Raw genomic sequence first — 15986 nt, 5'->3', positions numbered from 1 at the left:
ACGAACGCCGGGCTTTTCGAAGCTCGGCGTTTTGTGTTGGGAATATGAAATGAGCTGCCGCACGTTAGTGCGACAGCCCCCTCTTTTTTATAACAAATGCCGGAGCATGTCATGATCCAAACAGATAAGACTTTTGATCTTTAACTGAGTCAGGGACATCCTTTGCTTCTGCTGCGTAAAGGAATAAGCAAATACTGAAGGCTGACTGCGAATATTCTTTGACAACAGTGACACAGATTTTCGCTTTACCAGAACAGGAGTGCAAATTTACTTCGCCTGATAATGCTTCCGTCTCCGCGCCTTCGTATACTCCTTCAGTACATGAAAACATGTCTCGATCTCCTCATCGGAACAGGTTTCGCGGAGATAGGCGAGCGTCTGTCCAAAGACGTTCATATCGTATTCGGTGTGGGCGCTGTGAAGCTGGATCCCCTGTTCGGTGGCATGGTAGAGCTGCTTTTTGTTATTACCGGGTTCGGTCGTCCAGGAGATCAGACCTTTCTGTTCCATGCGTTTTAACATCTGGGAGATCGCCGGCTTGGTGCGGTCCCATTCGCGGGAGAGCTCGGTGACTGTTTTTCCCGGATGATCGATGATATATTTTAACATATGGACTTCCACGGAGGTGTATTTTGTCCCGGTCCCATAGTCGATCGGGAGATTGGAGGCCATGTAGAGCATGGAGGCCTGGTGGAGGATATCTGCCATCTCGGCAGTCCGGTTCGGTTTTTCGGTCATATTGTGTGTCCGTCCTTCATCTCAATTTGCGCATTACATCAATCTATGCTATCATTACTATATCAAAAAAGAATGCAAAATTCTATATGAAGTTTTACGACAGCTGTTGCTTTCGTTATTTTTCGCGGATAGGAATTTTCAGAACTGAAAATTCCGTACGATACCGTTGTGGTCGCGGATTTTGCCGATTCGGAATGCGAAGCATTGGCAAAATCCCGTTAAAACATATGGACAGCCAGAAGAACGTGGCTTCATTGGGATTGACAAATCATGCCATATGGATTAAGATACAAAAAGAAGTTAATAAGCTTAACAAAAATAGCAAACATATAAATTCCGGTCAGAGATACATTTGACCATACAACTTATGGATTGGAGGAACAGGGAATATGAAGATCACAAAAGTATGGGCGGTTTATTTCAGCCCGACAGGAAACGCGAAAAAGGTCGTCACAACGATGGCGAAGCGGGCGGCAGAGTGCCTGGGTGTGCCGATGGGAACGGTTGACTTTACACTTCCGGAAAACAGGGAAGGTGTTGTAAGTTTTGATAAGGAAGACCTTGCATTCTTCAGCACTCCGGTCTATGCGGGCCGTATCCCGAACAAGATGCTCCCGTATGTGCAGACTGCGTTTGAGGGAAACGGGGCGCTTGCGGTAGCGGTTTCTGTGTTCGGAAACAGAAATTTTGACAATGGTCTGATCGAGCTCCGGAATGAGCTTGAGGCACACGGCTTCCATACAGTTGCGGGAGCAGGAATTCCGACGGAACATGTTTTCAGCAGCAAGCTTGCAACGGGACGTCCGGATGCGGATGATCTTGTGAAGATCGCAGAGTTTGGTGAGAAGGTGGCAGAAAAGGTTTCTGGATTGACTGAGATCCCGGAAAAGATCGCGGTCCGCGGAGATGATCCGGTCGGGGCATATTATACACCGCTTGGAACTGATGGAAAACCGGCGGTATTCTTAAAGGCAAAACCGAAGACGGACCCGGAGAAGTGCACGAAATGCGGAATCTGCGCGACTGTCTGTCCGATGGGATCGATCCCGAAGGACGCGCCGGATACCTGTACCGGAATCTGCATCAAGTGCCAGGCTTGCATCAAGGCATGTCCGACCGGAGCAAAATATTTTGATGATGCAGCATTCTTATCCCATGTGGAGATGTTGAAACAGAATTATACGAGACGCGCGGAGGCGGAGTGGTTTATCTGAGAAAAAAGGTGAAAATACATTCAAATTTTTATGAAGAGTATTTGCACTGCATATCAATATCGGATATACTATAAAAAAGGAGATGATTCGATGTTGACGGATAGGATGAAAGATGAACTGATTCAGGGATTACGTGATATTTTTGCGAATAACATTGAAGCAATTATCCTATATGGATCTGTTGCAAGGAATGAAAGCACGCCGGAAAGTGATATTGATATAGCGGTTATCGTGAAAAAAGGTATGGATATTGAAACGAAAGATCGGTTTATTTGCTGGGCTGCAGATATGGATCTGCGTTATGACCGCGTTTTTTCTATTGTTGATATTGAAAAAGAAAATCTGCAAAAATGGGGGAAAATCCTTCCGTTCTATCAAAATGTCCAGAAGGAGGGAATTGTTCTTTGGAAGGCAGCCTGAAGGAATTAGCCGGATACCGGATGGATCGTGCAAAGGAAATGCTGGTTGCAGCAAGAGAAAATCTTGAGATTGGACAGTACAAAACATCGTTGAACCGATCCTATTATGCGATTTTCCATGCGATGCGTGCGATGAATATTTTAAAAGGTTTTGATTCATCAAAGCATTCGGGAGTTATTGCTTTTTTTAATAAGGAGTATCTCAAAGAAAATATTCTCGATAGGAATTTATCTATCGTAATAAAGAACAGTGCATTTTTAAGAGAAAAATCGGACTATGATGACTTTTATATTGCAAGTAAACAAGAAGCGGAGAAGCAATTGGAAGAAGCAGAACGATTTCTTGATGCAGTGGAAATAGCAATAAATAAAATGAAATAATTTCTGTATCATCTGCAGGGAGTGGACAAGTCACTCCCTGCTTTTTTCGTTTAACAGGAAATTTCGATGGAACTTCCTGTTAAACAAAAAGAAAACCTCTGCATATGAGAATGTTTCCCATCTATGCGGAATGATTGACAGAAAAACTGGAACTCGCGAAGCGTGTTTTCACTTGTTGAGAGCGTGTCGAAAATCAAGATGAAGTCCGCCAGCCGGAGCGTGTTCCCGGGATTATCAGTGTGAGACCGGACACCTCCGATACAGCTGTTATGCCGCACTCCTTCCCGGAACTGGCAGCTTCATAAAAAGATTATAGGACGCATAGAGCAAAAATGCAAGATTATCGATGCATTGGACAGGAAATACTAAAAAATAAGATTCTCCAGCGTTACTGCGGCAAAATCCCGCTACAGTGCGCGGGAATGGAGTGACCGTGTACTGTAACTTTCCAGTTTTTCAAAGTACGGCGCAAACAGTTCCTTTTCGTACGCGTATCCTGCCATGAACACGCAGTCCATAAAGAGTCTTGTAATTTCCGGATCTTCCTGATCGGCAAGGATCCGTGTCCATTCCGTCCTGGCCTGTTCGCTGAGCTTTTTGAGGAGCCTGTTCCGCTCCTCAAAGAGACCGTCGTCGGTCCTGTTTAAGTCCTCCGGCAGGAAGTCCGCAGTCCGTCCGCAGGGAGACGGGCAGGCGGCACAGTCGGGGGCGATGATGGCTTTCTGCTCGTGTATCTGCGAGATGAGATCGTTCGCAGCGGAAGCGGAGAGTGTGTTTCCTGGCATTGCAGCGGCCAGGGAGGCGAAGAGGACCGGGGCAGTTCCTGCCGGGATCTCCTTTGCTTCTGTGGCGCGGGCAAGACCGATGAGGGCGCAGATGACTGCATCCTGTTCCGGGGTACGGCCGGACGGAGTCTGTGAAGTTGATATTGACATAAGATGTTTCCTTTATAATGATTGTAATGTTACTGTACACGAGTAGGAATTTTCTGGACTGAAAATTCTGTACGCTACAGTTGCGGCAGCCGATTTTGCTGATTCAGGATGTGAAACATCGGCAAAATCCAGTTACTTCAGGATCCGTCCATCCGTCCCGATCGTGTAGACCTGCCACGGAATGAACTTTCCGCTCGCCATCAGGGCATTCTTTACAGCAGCTTCGATCCCGCCGCAGCACGGAACTTCCATGCGGACAACGGTCACACTCTGGATCTCGTTGTTTTTGATGATCTCGGTGAGCTTTTCTGAGTAGTCTACGGAATCAAGTTTCGGACATCCGATGAGTGTTACATGACCGTCGATGAAATCGTTGTGGAAATTTCCGTATGCGTAGGCAGTGCAGTCTGCGGCAACGAGGAGCTTCGCACCGTCAAAATACGGGGCGCGGACCGGGGCAAGCTTAATCTGGACCGGCCACTGGGAGAGTCTACTCTCCATGGAGACCGGTGTGGAGTGCCCCGGGATCGCTGCACTGTGGGATGCCGCAGCGTGGGAGATCGTGCGGCTCATGGAACCCGGACATCCGGTAAATTCCGGCTTTGGGGCCGGGGCATCAGAAGGCGCCAGGGAAGCAGCCTTTCTCGCGGCCATATGTGCTAAGACAGCCTCATGGTCGTAAGCGGCAGCCTCACGTTCCTCAAAGCTGATCGCATCCGTCGGACAGGCCGGAAGACAGTTTCCAAGTCCATCGCAGTAATCGTCGCGGATCAGCTTTGCTTTTCCGTCGATCATTGCGATCGCACCTTCCTGACAGGCAGCCGCACATGCGCCGCAGCCGTTGCATTTCTTTTCATCAATTTTTACGATGGTTCTTTTCATAATGGTTTCCCCTTTCAGATTTTCGTATCATGCCGGAATGCGGATGAACATTCAGCCGCATTTCCGGTTATTATTCGTGGTATCGATTTGTGGTAACTTTGTGTCATGGATTGACTTTCGTGGGGTAAGTATACTACAATAACATAAAAATGTATGTTGTATTTCCAACGAAAACGTTTGAAGTGCGGAGATTTATGACGGAAAAATTTTGTTGCAAGTTCACTTGCATAAGAAATTTTTCCGCCATAAATCTCCATAGGGCGGACGCCCGAAGCTTCTTGTTTTCATGAAATGAAAACAAGAAGACCGCACCTGGCAAGAGAACCACACCTGGCCAAAAGCTTGCCTCCACAAAAAAGGAGCTTCCCATGTTCACAAACGAAACAATCCCGGATTCCCCGCTCTTTGCAGGAATCCAGCCCGAAGAAAAGGAGAGCATCTTAAAGTGTCTCTCCGCAGTAGAAAAAAAATATGAAAAAGGCGACGCTGTCTTTCTCGCAGGGACCGAGATCCATTCGATGGGTTTTGTACTCTCGGGCAGTGTCGAGATCTCCAGAGATGATTTCTGGGGAAACCGTCAGGTCCTTGGACATGCGGGGAGCGGGGAACTCTTCGGTGAGGCCTATGCCTGCATGCCGGGGGAAGCTCTGATGGTGAACGTGGAGGCGGCGGAGAAAAGCCGGATCCTGTTCCTGAATGTCAGGAAGATCTTGAATGTCTGCACACCGGCCTGTTCCCACCACAATCGCCTGATCCACAATCTTTTATATATTATGGCGAAGAAAAATCTCATGCTGACGAGAAAGATCGATCACATGGGACAGCGGTCCATCCGGGAAAAGGTGATGGCGTATCTCTCCTTCGAATCGGAGAGACAGAAAAAGCAGACGTTTACGATCCCCTACAACCGTCAGCAGCTCGCCGATTACCTTGCGGTGGACCGAAGTGCCTTGTCTGCGGAACTTTCCAGGATGAAAAAGGACGGGCTGATCCGGTTTGAGAAGAACTGTTTTCAGTTATAGTATGATATCAGGGTCAAAAGGTCAGAAATCCGATGCAGACCGATCGGCAGGAGAAAAAGTCTGCCCGGCATTAGAAGAATAGACGAAAGGAAAAACTGTCCGGCCGGACAATGCCAGATCATGCGGGCATGAGAGTACCGACCGGTGACAGCCGCAAAAAACATGATGACAAACAGAGATGAGATCGAGGAGCGCAGACTCCGGCGGGAACAGAACCGGAGAAGACGAAGAAAACAGGAGCGGATCCGCCGTATGATCTTAGGGGGTCTGGCGGCCGTGGTCGTGATCGCCGTGATCACGACAGCGGTGCTCGTGACGAAGAAACTTACCGGGAGAAAACAGGTGAACCCGGCAGATGTAAAGGTGCCGGAGTATGTAAAAGTGGATCTTCTGACTCCGAATAAGTATTCCAGACCGCAGACTCCTCTGGAGAAAGTAAACGGGATCGTGGTCCATTACGTTGCGAATCCCTGCAGCACCGCGCTGGAGAACCGGAACTATTTTGAAGGTCTGAAAGATCAGACGGGTTCGAAGACGACATCAGCCAGCAGCCATTTTGTGATCGGACTTGAGGGAGAAGTGGTACAGTGTATTCCGCTCGATGAGGTCGCCTACGCCTCCAACAACAGGAACAGCGACACAATCTCCATCGAGTGCTGTCATCCGGACGAGACCGGAAAATTTTATGACAGTACATATCAGACGCTGGTGAATCTGTGCGCGTACCTCTGTGTTGAGTTTGATCTGAAGCCGGACGATATCATCCGTCATTATGATGTGACGGGCAAGATCTGTCCGAAGTATTTTGTGGACCATCCGGAAGAATGGGAAACATTTCACAAAGATGTAAAAAATGCGATCAGAATCCTGAAAAAATAATGGGACAATCACTAAAAATCCGAAATTCATTTTGAATTCTTTACCTAAAATTTACAAATATTATATTTAGAATTGAAAAAATACTGTGCTCTATGATATGATGGAGCACAGGGAGAAAATCCGTCGGAAGAAGTCGAAAACGGCGGCATTTTGCCCGCTGCTCGCGAAACTCCGGGCGGCGACAAAAGAGAATGGAGAAGACATTATGAATATCGGATATCTGGAAAGTATCTTCAGTTTCCTGGGCGGTCTCGGTATGTTCCTGTACGGCATGAGCATTATGGGCGACGGCATGCAGAAATCGGCCGGAAGTAAGCTGAACAAGTTCCTGAGAATGGTGACGGACAACCGGCTCCTTGCGGTCGGACTTGGCGCCCTGATCACCGCGATCCTGCACAGCAGCGGAGCGACAACTGTCATGGTCGTCGGCTTTGTAAACGCCGGGATCCTGAATCTGACCCAGGCGGTCGGCGTCATCATGGGCGCGAACATCGGTACGACGATCACCGCATGGATGGTTTCCTTAAACTCTCTCGGTGATGCGATGAAAGTGCTGCAGCCGTCCTTCTTTGCACCGCTTGTTGTTGCAATCGGTTCTTTCTGTCTGATGTTTTCAAAGAAGAAGAAAGAAAGTCTGGTCGGTGAGGTCTGTATCGGTGTCGGACTCCTGTTTGTGGGACTGACGTTTATGTCAAGTTCCGTTGCTCCGTACACGGATGCTCCGATCTTTGCGAAGGCATTTGCGGTTCTCGGAAGAAATCCGATCCTGGGAATCATGGTCGGAGCGCTTGTAACTGCGATCATCCAGAGCTCCACCGCCTCTGTCGGAATTCTTCAGACGCTGGCGGCAAGCGGAGTCGTGACAACGAACGCTGCGATCTATATCACACTCGGACAGAATATCGGTTCCTGTCTGACTGCGATCTTATCGAGTGCAGGCGCAAGCCGGAATGCGAAGCGCGCTTCGGTGATCCACCTGACGTTCAACAGTTTCGGTGCGATCGTCTTCGGGATCGGAATGTATGTGATCTCCATGATGCGCCCGGATATTGCTCAGGGAAGTATCAATGCGTTGCAGATCTCGATCTTCCACACGTTTTTCAACCTGACGAACACCCTGCTGCTATTCCCGTTTGCAAAACAGCTCGTTGCGTTCTCCGGTCTGATCGTGCGTGAGACAGAGGAGGACGAGAAGAAAGAGGAGAAAAAGGAAGACGAGCTTCCGGTTCTCGACGAACGTATCTTCAAGTCTCCGACATTTGCACTGGAAGTCGGCGTGATGGAAGTTGTTCATATGGGTAAGATGGCGCTTGCAAATTTAAAACTTGCAACGAGTGTTCTTGTCGAGGGAAAGTATGAACATCTGGATGAGGTCTTTAAGAATGAGACAGAGATCGATATTTTAAATAAGAAGCTGACCGAATATCTCATCAAGGTCAACAATCTCTCTTTAAACGAGAAGCAGAAGGTGCAGGTCAGCAATCTGTTTTACAGCATCAGCGACTTAGAGCGCGTTGGCGACCATGCGGAAAACCTCGCAGAGGCAGCTCAGTATCTGAAGGAACATCAGCTTGCTTTTTCTGAGACGGGTATCGAGGACCTTAAAGAAATCTCCGTAGCGGCCATCGGTGCGGTGGATCATGCAGTCGCAGCCAGAAATGATGGCAATATGGAAGATATCCGACAGGTCAGCAAGCTCGAGGACCGCGTGGATACTCTGGAAGAAGAGATGCGCGACAAGCATATCGAACGTCTCTCCAAGAACGAGTGCAACCCGTCCGCAGGCGTTGTATTCCTGGATATCTTAAGCAACCTGGAACGTATCTCTGACCATGCTTACAATGTGGCCGGATATGTGAAAGATGAGCTGTAAGAGTGGAATAACTTTGATAAGATCAGGATCCTGTATACAGATCCCGGTGAACGTACCGGTTGTATACGGGATCTTTTTTATTTAACAGAACTTCCTGTTAAATAAAAAGGCACTGCGTGCCTAAGATGCGCACTCGCGCGAAGATGAAGATTGTCGCAAGCGACCGCGCGAGACGCCGAATGTGCCGAAGCACATTCTTTTTATGATTTTTACCTTGCCAGTTTTTCTTAACTCCCGTATAATAAAGACATCAGACAACTTGAAATAAATGTGGGGAAAATATATGGAAACAAAGAAAAAAGAAGACCGGAAACTCCTGGGAAGCCAGATCGAAGACCGGATCCTGGAGTATATAGAAAAGAAACCGCTGGCGGTGGGGGACCGTCTGCCAAACGAGTTTGAACTTGCGGAAATGTTCGAGGTGGGGCGAAGTACGATCCGTGAGGCGGTGAAGGGCCTGGTGACAAAAGGGGTCCTTCAGGTGAGAAGAGGCGCCGGAACTTATGTGCAAAGCCTGACACCGGTTGAGGATGATCCGCTGGGACTTACCGCAAAACTTCACGATAAATTTAAGCTGGCGCTTGATCTCTTCGATGTCCGCCTGATCCTGGAGCCGGAGATTGCGGCGAAGGCGGCTGTCTATGCGACGGATGAGGATATCGAGACTCTAAAAAGGCTGTGTAAGGAGACGGAGGAACTCTATCTCGCGGACAAGGACCATATGCCGAAGGACATCGAGTTCCATACCTGGATCGCCCGCTGCAGCAAAAACCAGGTCATGGAATCCCTGATCCCGATCATCAATTCGGGGATCAATACGTTCGTGAACCTGACAAGACGTGCGCTGCGGACGGAGACGATCGTGACTCACCGCGCGATCACGGAGGCGATCGCTTCCCACGATTCCACGGGGGCGCGATGCGCGATGGTGATGCACCTGACGTATAACCGGCAGGAGCTTTTAAGACGGCGGACGGCCTACGAGCAGATGGGAGACGAGGCGTGACTTTTCACGGGTAGGAATTTTCAGAACTGAAAATTCCGTATGATACCGTTGTGGTCGCAGATTTTGCCGATTCGGAATGCGAAGCATCGGCAAAATCCCGTTACAGTGCGCGGGCATGGAGTGCCCGTGTACTGTAACGATGAGGCGGCAAAATCGGGACAGAATGCAGCAGATTGTTTAGGAAAATAAAAAATTAGGGAAATGACCGGATCATGGCGATAATGGAATAAACAGCAGGATTGCAGGGGAAAATAATGCACAATTTTCCCCTGCTTTTTTTGTGCGAAAAAGAGAAAAACCAAAATACATCAGACATGTATTGCAAAAAGTACAGAAAAATGTTAGATTATGCACATAGACATAAGACATCAGACGAATACAAAAAATAAGCGCCGGAATCCCCGGAGATGTCTGATGAAAATGCCGGAAAGCTTCAGTACTCATCTGGTTTTCACGGTATGCATCACAAGCGCGGTCCCGTCCTGGGGTATCATGCGGATGCCGCGCGTCAAAAAACACAAATATATTGGGAGGTAAATCCACTATGTCTGAAGGAGTTGTACTCAACCCGACCCGCCTTGTCCTGGCAGCCCTGATCGGTCTGGTGATCCTGCTTGTCCTGATCATCAAGTTTAATGTTCAGGCGATGATCGCGATCCTGATCGGTGCGATCTGTATCGGACTTCTCGCGGGAATGCCGACACAGGACATTATTTCGGCAGTAAATGATGGAATTGGAAACACGTTAAAAGGAATTGCCCTGCTTGTAGGTCTGGGATCCATGTTCGGTGCGATCTTAGAGGTATCGGGCGGCGCGCAGACCATCGCTGTCACGATGGTAAAGAAGTTCGGTGATGAGAAGGCCGCCTGGGCGCTCGGTATCACAGGTCTCGTGATCGCGATGCCGGTATTCTTCGATGCAGGACTGATCATTCTGATCCCGCTTGCGTTCTCACTCGCGAAGAAGACAAAGCGTTCCTCCCTTCATTATGTTATTCCGCTTCTCGCAGGACTTGCGGTCGGACATGCGTTCATTCCGCCGACACCGGGTCCGGTCCTTGTAGCGACAATGCTGAATGTAGACCTCGGCTGGGTCATCTTAGTCGGAATCTTCTGCGGAATCTTCGCGATGATCGTTGCCGGTCCGGTATGGGGATCCATGTGCGGAAAGAAGTTTTATGTTCCGGTACCGGAGAGTGTGGCAAATCAGGAAGAGATCGATGAGTCCAAGCTTCCGAGCTTCTGGCTGATCGTTGGGATCATCCTGATCCCGTTAGTGCTCATCATTCTGGATTCCATCTGCGGTGTTGTCCCGGCATTAGCCGGTGTTGCTCCGGTCTTTGAGTTCTTAGGTGAGCCGTTCGTAGCACTGTTACTCGCGACTCTGGCTGCTATGTTTGGTCTTGGCTTAAAGCATGGCTACACGATGAAAGAGCTTGAGAAGGTTATGACAAAGTCCTTAGAGCCGACCGGTCTCATCCTTCTCGTTACCGCCTGCGGCGGCGTGCTCCGCTATGTGCTTCAATACTCCGGTCTCGGAAATGTGATCGGAAACGCGGTTGCATCCATGAATCTTCCGATCGTTGTCCTTGCATTTATCATCGCAGTCCTTGTCCGTATCAGTGTCGGTTCCGCGACGGTTGCCATGACCATGGCGGCAGGTATTGTTGCGGCGCTTCCGGGAATCAGCGAGCTGTCCCCGTTATATCTGGCATGTACCGTAGCGGCAGTAGCGGGCGGCTCCACCGTATGCTCCCACTTCAATGATTCCGGTTTCTGGCTGGTAAGATCCCTCGTGGGAATCGACGAGAAGACGACTCTGAAAACCTGGACCATCATGGAGACATTAGTCGGCGGAACAGGATTTATCGTAGCGCTGATCATCTCATTTTTCGCGTAAGATTTTACGTTGACAGCCCGGATGAGATACACAATAATACCCACCACACAAAGAAAGAAGGAAATATCATGAAATGTCTGAAGAGTCAGGAAATGAGAAAACTTGCGCCGGAGCTTGATCCGTTAAGGATCGGAACGGGCTGGAAGCCGGAAGAGCTTGCGATGCCGCAGGTCATCATCGAAAGCACGGCAGGTGACAGCCATCCGGGAAGCGGACATCTCCATATCCTTGTAGATGAAGTAAAAAAAGGAATCGCTGAGGCAGGCGGCCATGGCGCGAAATATTTCTGCACCGATATCTGTGACGGCGAGAGCCAGGGAACTGATGGAATCAATTACAGCCTTGCAAGCCGTGAGATGATCGCGAACATGATCGAGATCCACGCGAACGCGACTCCCTTCGATGCAGGCGTATATCTCGCAAGCTGTGATAAGGGAATGCCGGCAAACCTCATGGGCTTATTCCGCGTGAATATTCCGGCGGTTGTTGTTCCGGGTGGAACCATGAATGCAGGTCCGGAGATGTTAACTCTGGAACAGCTTGGCATGTACAGCGCCCAGTATGAGCGCGGTGAGATCGATGAGAAACGCTTAAACTGGGCAAAACACAACGCATGTCCGAGCTGCGGCGCTTGTTCCTTTATCGGAACTGCATCCACCATGCAGATCATGGCTGAGGCTCTTGGCCTTGCCCTTCCGGGAAGTGCGTTGATGCCTGCGACAAGCCCGGATCTCTTAAACTACGCGAGAGAGGCCGGAAAACAGGCAGTTAAGCTTGCAAAGATGGACAACATGCGTCCGAGCGATATCGTGACGATGGACAGCTTTGAAAACGCGATCCTTGTACATGCGGCCATCTCCGGAAGTACAAACTGCTTACTTCACCTTCCGGCGATCGCTCATGAGCTTGGAATCGAGATCACAGGTGACACCTTCGACAGACTCCACCGCGGCGCGAAGTATCTTCTTGATATCCGCCCGGCAGGAAAGTGGCCAGCAGAGTGCTTCTACTATGCAGGCGGCGTTCCGGCGATCATGGAGGAGATCAAAGACCACCTTCACCTTGATGTCATGACCGTGACCGGAAAGACTCTCGGTGAGAACTTAAAGGAATTAAAAGAGAACGGATTCTATGAGCGCTGCGAGAAATGGCTCCGGAAGTTCAACGAGCGCTACGGAATCTCCATCACAAGACAGGATATCATCCGTCCGGCTGACAAGGCCATCGGAACCGACGGCAGCATCGCAGTTCTGCGCGGAAACCTTGCTCCGGAAGGTGCGGTTATCAAGCACACCGCATGCCCAAAGGAGATGTTCAAGGCAGTTCTCAAGGCGAGACCGTTTGATAGCGAGGAAGAGTGTCTGGATGCTGTCCTGAAACATAAAGTTCAGAAAGGTGACGCAGTCTTCATCCGTTACGAGGGACCGAAGGGAAGCGGTATGCCGGAGATGTTCTACACCTCCGAGGCCATCAGCAGCGACAAGGAGCTTGGCCGTTCCATCGCCCTGATCACAGACGGAAGATTCTCCGGTGCATCCACAGGTCCGGTTATCGGACACTGCAGCCCGGAGGCGGCAGACGGCGGCCCGATCGCTCTCGTTGAGGAAGGCGATCTCATCGAGATCGATGTGATGGAGAGAAAGTTAAACATCATCGGTATCAAGGGCGAGAGAAAGACTCCGGAGGAGATCGACGCGGTCCTTGCTGAGAGAAAGAAAAACTGGAAGCCGAGAGAGCTCCGCTACAAGAGCGGTGTGCTCCGTATGTTCAGTGAGCATGCGGCAAGCCCGATGAAAGGTGCTTATCTGGAATTCTAAAAAATATAAAATAAGGCTGGTGGCAAATGCTGGCTGCCGGCCTGCAAAAGAAACGTCCCGGATCCTGAGATGACAGTTCTCTCTGATCCGGGGCGTTTTTATATCATTACCATTTCGCATTCCAAATCGGCAAAATCTACTGCTGCCACTGTACTATTACGGAATTATCAGTTCAGAAAATTCCTATCCGCATACAGTAACAGCCACATACTTTTCATATAATAAAGATTGCACGAACGAGTGTTCCTGTGGTAGAATGGTAGTATCTGTTGCCGGAATACCGGTGGTTTCAGTATGTGGGAGATACGAGCAGAACTGTCGGTATCCGGAAACGTGAAAGGGGAACAGAATGAACAATTACGATACATTAAATCCGATGCAGCGGGAAGCTGTCTTCACTACGGAAGGTCCGCTCTTAGTGCTGGCGGGTGCAGGATCCGGAAAGACACGAGCGCTGACACACCGGGTTGCTTATTTAATAGAGGAAAAGGGTGTGAAGCCCTGGAATATTCTGGCGATCACCTTTACAAACAAGGCGGCGGGAGAGATGCGGGATCGCGTCAACAGCCTTGTGGAATACGGCGCAGATAGTGTCTGGGTCAGCACCTTCCACTCCCTCTGTGTGCGGATCTTAAGGAGATTTATTGAGAATATCGGCTACACGACGGATTTTTCCATCTATGATTCCGATGATACAAAAACCCTGATGAAACAGATCTTCAAGGATCTTGAGGTGAATACGAAGGTATTAAAAGAACGGGGCGTCCTCGGCGTGATCTCCTCCGCAAAGAACGAGATGATCAGTCCGGAAGAATTTATGCTCAGCGCGAAGGCTGAGGGTGATTCGAGACTGAAACGGATCGCGGAGCTCTATATGGAGTACCAGAAACGTTTAAAAAAGAACAATGCCCTGGATTTCGATGACCTTCTTGTAAAGACCGTGGAGTTGTTCCAGTCAAAGCAGGAAGTTTTGGAGTATTATCAGGATCGTTTCCGCTATATTATGGTGGATGAGTATCAGGATACGAATACGGTGCAGTTTAAGCTTGTGAGTCTCTTGGCCGCGAAGTACCGGAATATCTGCGTGGTGGGCGATGATGACCAGTCGATCTACAGGTTCCGCGGTGCAAATATCAGAAATATTTTAAGCTTCGAGGAGACGTTCCCGGGGGCGAAGGTGATCAAACTGGAGCAGAACTACCGTTCTACGAAGATGATCCTGGATTCGGCGAATGAAGTGATCAGGAACAATACCGGAAGAAAAGATAAGACGCTCTGGACAGAGAACGAGGTCGGAGAGCGGCCGGTATTCCGGGAGTTTCCTTCCTCCTTTGAGGAAGCGGAATGGATCGTGCGGGATATCGTAAAAAAGGGCGGTCCATGGAAGGATTACGCGATCCTTTACCGGACGAATGCCCAGTCCCGTATATTCGAGGAAAAATGTGTTGCGTACAATCTCCCGTATCGTCTCGTGGGCGGCGTAAACTTCTACCAGAGAAAAGAGATCAAGGATGTTCTCTGTTATTTAAAGACGATCGCCAATGGGCGGGATGATCTGGCTGTGCAGAGGATCATCAATGTTCCGAAGCGTGGAATCGGAGCTATGAGTGTCGCCCGGGTGAACATGTTCGCGATGGAAAACGATATGAGTTTCTATGAGGCGCTGGAGAGGGTGCAGGCGGTTCCGGGAATCGGAAAAGCGGCGTTAAAGATCGGAGTATTTACAGACCAGATCAGCGAGTTCCGGAAGATGTTAAAGGAAGAGACTCCGATCAAGGATGTGATCGAGGCGATCCTTGATAAGACAGGATATCGTGACGAGCTGAAGGAAGAGGGCGAGGTGGAAGCCGAGTCCAGAATGGAAAATATTGAGGAATTGATCAACAAGGCAGTCACCTACTGGGAGAGCGCCGAAGAACCGAGTCTGTCTGCATTTTTAGAGGAGGTTGCTCTGGTTGCGGACATTGACAGTATGGACGAATCCGAGGACCGGATCATCCTCATGACGCTTCATTCCGCAAAGGGTCTGGAGTTCCCGTATGTGTATCTTGCAGGAATGGAAGATGGTCTTTTCCCGAGTATGATGTCTCTGATGGAAGGACCGGAGGCATTGGAGGAGGAGCGCCGTCTCTGCTATGTGGGGATCACGAGGGCGGAGAAGCGCCTGACTCTGACTGCGGCGAAGAGCCGTATGATAAAAGGGCAGGTACAGCCTGAAAGAACGAGCCGCTTTATTGATGAGATCCCGGATGTGTGTCTGGAACGTCCGGACCAGGATGACTCAAAGACCGGATGGAAGAAAATGGCAGACGCGTACAGGAACCTTCCGGAGGAAGCAGGACTTCCGTGGGCGAAGGCTTCCGGCGCGGATGGAAAAGCGGCAGACGGTCACACCGGAAGATTCCAGAACCGTCCGGCGGGTGTGAGTCTTTTTGGACAGAAATCCGATGCCTATAAGAATCCATATGCCTCCGGGACTTCTGCGGCGCCGAAGAACACGCCGACCTTCGGAAAGGCGTTCACCGTAGAAAAACCGAAGTCTTTGGATTACTCCGAAGGTGACCGCGTCCATCACATGCGTTTTGGTGACGGAACCGTGAAATCCATCGCGGACGGCGGAAAAGATTTTGAGGTCACAGTCGATTTTGATAATGCGGCGATCGGGACAAGGAAGATGTTTGCTTCCTTTGCGAAGCTGAAGAAGCTGTAAATAAATTAGCCGAAAGAAATTTAGTATTGATTTTTTTCAGGCAATCGCATATAATTAAAAACAGCTAAGGAAAGTGCTTATATGTCTATGAGTACGCGAAAACCCCCGGAGTGGCACCTCCGGGGGTTTTCTTGCTCTTTGCGGTGAGCCGAACCGTTTAGGCTGTTACTGTCGGTTGTCCCTATCCAGCCATTTGCAAACATAGTAGCC

13 protein-coding genes are annotated in these 15986 nt (G+C 49.6%); 10 read left to right on the top strand and 3 right to left on the bottom strand.

What is annotated here, in order from left to right; all coding sequences use genetic code 11:
- Positions 1–267 precede the first annotated feature (267 nt).
- Positions 268–738, bottom strand: coding sequence for a MarR family transcriptional regulator (locus GPK90_RS09920; RefSeq protein WP_215702860.1), 471 nt, complete (start codon positions 736–738; stop codon positions 268–270).
- Between the two features lie 389 nt (positions 739–1127).
- Here GPK90_RS09920 and GPK90_RS09915 point away from each other — a divergent pair, with 389 nt between their 5' ends.
- From GPK90_RS09915 to GPK90_RS09905, 3 genes are all read left to right on the top strand, one after another.
- Positions 1128–1952 carry an EFR1 family ferrodoxin gene (locus GPK90_RS09915; protein ID WP_118320803.1) on the top strand — a complete coding sequence of 275 codons (825 nt, stop codon included), beginning with the start codon at positions 1128–1130 and terminating at the stop codon, positions 1950–1952.
- Between the two features lie 90 nt (positions 1953–2042).
- Positions 2043–2372, top strand: a complete 330-nt coding sequence (locus GPK90_RS09910) for a nucleotidyltransferase family protein (RefSeq protein ID WP_118531890.1) — start codon at positions 2043–2045, stop codon at positions 2370–2372.
- Positions 2357–2752, top strand: coding sequence for a HEPN domain-containing protein (locus GPK90_RS09905; protein WP_252197412.1), 396 nt, complete (start codon positions 2357–2359; stop codon positions 2750–2752). Before GPK90_RS09910 ends, GPK90_RS09905 begins: the two co-directional genes overlap by 16 nt.
- A gap of 407 nt (positions 2753–3159) precedes the next feature.
- On the opposite strand, the gene GPK90_RS09900 is transcribed toward GPK90_RS09905, so the two are convergent.
- Both GPK90_RS09900 and GPK90_RS09895 read right to left on the bottom strand, forming a co-directional pair.
- Entirely contained in the window at positions 3160–3687 is a 528-nt protein-coding gene (locus GPK90_RS09900) for a hypothetical protein (protein ID WP_118531885.1), read from the bottom strand.
- 132 nt (positions 3688–3819) lie between these two features.
- Positions 3820–4569 (bottom strand): ATP-binding protein, encoded by a 750-nt coding sequence (locus tag GPK90_RS09895; protein WP_215702858.1) that lies wholly within the window; start codon positions 4567–4569, stop codon positions 3820–3822.
- Between the two features lie 368 nt (positions 4570–4937).
- Here GPK90_RS09895 and GPK90_RS09890 point away from each other — a divergent pair, with 368 nt between their 5' ends.
- From GPK90_RS09890 to GPK90_RS09860, 7 genes are all read left to right on the top strand, one after another.
- Positions 4938–5591: a Crp/Fnr family transcriptional regulator gene (locus GPK90_RS09890; RefSeq protein ID WP_118531881.1), complete on the top strand. Its 654-nt coding sequence runs from the start codon at positions 4938–4940 to the stop codon at positions 5589–5591.
- Between the two features lie 162 nt (positions 5592–5753).
- Positions 5754–6470, top strand: a complete 717-nt coding sequence (locus tag GPK90_RS09885) for a peptidoglycan recognition protein family protein (RefSeq protein WP_405579813.1) — start codon at positions 5754–5756, stop codon at positions 6468–6470.
- A 205-nt stretch (positions 6471–6675) separates the two neighbouring features.
- Complete coding sequence (locus tag GPK90_RS09880) at positions 6676–8343, top strand: Na/Pi cotransporter family protein (protein ID WP_118531936.1); 1668 nt, start codon at positions 6676–6678, stop codon at positions 8341–8343.
- Positions 8344–8626: 283 nt separating this feature from the next.
- Complete coding sequence (locus GPK90_RS09875; protein ID WP_118320813.1) at positions 8627–9349, top strand: FadR/GntR family transcriptional regulator; 723 nt, start codon at positions 8627–8629, stop codon at positions 9347–9349.
- A gap of 544 nt (positions 9350–9893) precedes the next feature.
- Positions 9894–11249 (top strand): GntP family permease, encoded by a 1356-nt coding sequence (locus GPK90_RS09870; protein ID WP_215702857.1) that lies wholly within the window; start codon positions 9894–9896, stop codon positions 11247–11249.
- Positions 11250–11326: 77 nt separating this feature from the next.
- A complete protein-coding gene (ilvD, locus tag GPK90_RS09865; RefSeq protein WP_345941748.1) occupies positions 11327–13066 on the top strand; it encodes a dihydroxy-acid dehydratase in 1740 nt (579 codons plus the stop codon).
- A gap of 349 nt (positions 13067–13415) precedes the next feature.
- Complete coding sequence (locus GPK90_RS09860) at positions 13416–15776, top strand: ATP-dependent helicase (RefSeq protein ID WP_215702856.1); 2361 nt, start codon at positions 13416–13418, stop codon at positions 15774–15776.
- Positions 15777–15986 lie beyond the last annotated feature (210 nt).

Origin of the sequence: Clostridium sp. MCC344 (assembly GCF_018785365.1) — a bacterium.
GTDB lineage: Bacteria > Bacillota > Clostridia > Lachnospirales > Lachnospiraceae > Pilosibacter.
This window is presented reverse-complemented; position numbering and strand designations above follow the sequence as displayed.

Bases quoted from the DNA above. Each gene is read 5' to 3' on its own strand.
- GPK90_RS09900 (WP_118531885.1), bottom strand. From the start codon at position 3,687: ATGTCAATATCAACTTCACAGACTCCGTCCGGCCGTACCCCGGAACAG.
- GPK90_RS09870 (WP_215702857.1), top strand. From the start codon at position 9,894: ATGTCTGAAGGAGTTGTACTCAACCCGACCCGCCTTGTCCTGGCAGCC.
- GPK90_RS09920 (WP_215702860.1), bottom strand. From the start codon at position 738: ATGACCGAAAAACCGAACCGGACTGCCGAGATGGCAGATATCCTCCAC.
- GPK90_RS09880 (WP_118531936.1), top strand. From the start codon at position 6,676: ATGAATATCGGATATCTGGAAAGTATCTTCAGTTTCCTGGGCGGTCTC.
- GPK90_RS09860 (WP_215702856.1), top strand. From the start codon at position 13,416: ATGAACAATTACGATACATTAAATCCGATGCAGCGGGAAGCTGTCTTC.
- GPK90_RS09890 (WP_118531881.1), top strand. From the start codon at position 4,938: ATGTTCACAAACGAAACAATCCCGGATTCCCCGCTCTTTGCAGGAATC.
- GPK90_RS09895 (WP_215702858.1), bottom strand. From the start codon at position 4,569: ATGAAAAGAACCATCGTAAAAATTGATGAAAAGAAATGCAACGGCTGC.
- GPK90_RS09885 (WP_405579813.1), top strand. From the start codon at position 5,754: ATGATGACAAACAGAGATGAGATCGAGGAGCGCAGACTCCGGCGGGAA.
- GPK90_RS09915 (WP_118320803.1), top strand. From the start codon at position 1,128: ATGAAGATCACAAAAGTATGGGCGGTTTATTTCAGCCCGACAGGAAAC.
- GPK90_RS09875 (WP_118320813.1), top strand. From the start codon at position 8,627: ATGGAAACAAAGAAAAAAGAAGACCGGAAACTCCTGGGAAGCCAGATC.
- GPK90_RS09910 (WP_118531890.1), top strand. From the start codon at position 2,043: ATGTTGACGGATAGGATGAAAGATGAACTGATTCAGGGATTACGTGAT.